The sequence below is a fragment of the Microbispora sp. H10830 genome (genome assembly GCF_014161375.1).
GTDB classification, from domain to species: Bacteria; Actinomycetota; Actinomycetes; order Streptosporangiales; family Streptosporangiaceae; genus Microbispora; species Microbispora catharanthi.
In genome coordinates this window covers 1-1,960 of sequence record NZ_JABBWX010000045.1, presented here as the reverse complement: position 1 = coordinate 1,960, position 1,960 = coordinate 1, and the positions used below count along the sequence as shown (strand labels likewise).

The window sequence follows — 1,960 nt, the reverse complement described above, 5'->3', positions numbered from 1 at the left end:
ACTTCAGCACGTACTGGCCGTTGGCCGGGCGGGTCAGGAAGATGTAGTAGGCGCCGCCTCGCTTGTACATCCGCGACCCTTCCAGGGTGCCCACGCTGGAGGGGGTGGAGAACACCTGCTGGCTGCGGACTTCGGTCTTTCCGTCGGCCGACAGCTGGGCCACGCTGATGTTGGTGTTGCCGTAGGAGACGTACATCGTGTCGTTGTCGTCGATGAGCAGCCCGGCGTCGTAGTAGCACTTGTTGATGGTGGTGTGCCGGTTCCAGGGGCCTTCGACGGAGGTGGCGGTGTAGATGTAGGTCTTGCTGAAGTCGATGCAGCCGCCCCAGTAGAAGGTCTTGTTGCTCTTGCGGTAGTTCAGGAACGACGCCCAGACTCCGTTGACGTAGGCCCGCCCGCCGTTCAGGTCGTACTTCGATCCGAAGTCCAGCTTGGGCACCGAGTGGCCGGCGTACTCCCAGTTGACCAGGTCGTAGGAGCGCAGGATCGGCGCGCCGGGCGAGTAGTGCATCGTGGAGGCCGAGTAGTAGTAGGTGTCGTCCACCCGGAAGACGTCGATGTCGGCCAGGTCCTCCCACAACACCGGGTTGGAATAGGTCGACGACGGCGGCCACGGCCCGCTCGTCGGACTCGCCGACGGCGACGGCGACGGACTGGGGGAGGGACTCGGGGAGGGGGACGCCGAGGGGCTGGCGCTGGGGCTGGCGCTGGGACTGGCACTGGGACTGGCACTGGGACTGGCACTGGGACTGGCGCTGGGGCTGGTGACGGTTCCACTGCAGGTGGTGCCGTTCAGCGCGAAGCTCGCCGGCACCGGATTGGACGAGGTCCAGGAACCGTTGAAGCCGAACGACGTGCTGCCGCCGGTCGGGATGGCGCCGTTGTAGGAGGCGTTGGTCACGGTGACCTGGGCGCCCGACTGCGTATAGCTGCCGTTCCACAGTTGGCTGATCGTCTGCCCGGCCGGGAACGACCAGGTCAGGCTCCAGCCGTTGACCGGGTCACCCAGGTTGACCACGTCCACGTTGGCGCCGAAGCCGCCCTGCCACTGGTTGGTCACGGTGTAGGTGACCCGGCAGCCCGCGGCGGCGCGGGCGGAGCCGGCGGTCACGACTCCGAGGACGCTCAGTGCCGCGGCCATCCCGGCCGCGAGCCAGCGCCGATGTCGAGTGAAGCGCACGAGAATCTCCAGGGGGGATAGGGATTCGTCAGGAGACGGTGCAGGTCAGCGTGGGCACGCCGTTGGCGCCGTTCCAGGTGCCGAGGAAGCCGAACTGGGTGCTCGCGCCCGCGCCGAGCGCGCCGTTGTAGTCGACGTTGCGGGCGGTGACCTGGGCGCCGCTGCTGCTGATCGCGGCGTTCCACGACTGGGTGACCGTCTGGCCGTTGCCGAACCGCCAGCCGACCGTCCAGGAGGAGATGGCCGAGCTGCCCGCGGTCACGGTCACCGTCGCCTGGAAGCCGCCGTCCCACTGCCCGGCGATCGCGTACGCGGCCGAGCACCCCGCGCCGCCCGGCGACGGACTGGGCGAGGGGTTGGCGGAGGGGCTGGCCGAGGGGCTGGCCGACGGACTGGCCGATGGGCTGGGCGAGGGACTGGGCGACGGGCTGGGACCCTGCCCGATGCTGCCGGGGACCGACTGGAGCGCCGCGTACCAGGCGGCGGCCATCTTGTCGTAGCCGTTCGCGGTGGGGTGGATGCCGTCGATCAGGTCGGCGGTGGTCAGCTTGCTGTGCATGTCGACCAGGTGGACGTGCTTGCCGCTGTTGGCCTTGGACTGCACGATGCCGGGGATCGCCGCGTTGAAGGTGCGGGCGGCGGCCTCCTGGCCAGAGTTCGACAGCGGGATGATGGTCGCGACGAACACCTCGGCGTTCGGCGCCGCCGCGGTGATGTGGTCGATCAGCGTGGACAGCCGCTGCGGCGCGCCGGACACGTTGTAGTTCTGCAGCACGTCGT

General features: G+C 68.8%; 2 protein-coding genes. Both read right to left on the bottom strand.

Annotated elements, in window-relative coordinates; translation table 11 throughout:
- A partial coding sequence (locus tag HHX35_RS42305; RefSeq protein ID WP_220506549.1) for a cellulose binding domain-containing protein occupies positions 1 to 1,180 on the bottom strand: 1,180 nt, incomplete at its 3' end.
- Positions 1,181 to 1,208: 28 nt separating this feature from the next.
- On the bottom strand, positions 1,209 to 1,960 hold a 752-nt coding region (locus HHX35_RS42300), incomplete at its 5' end, for a cellulose binding domain-containing protein (RefSeq protein WP_182904237.1).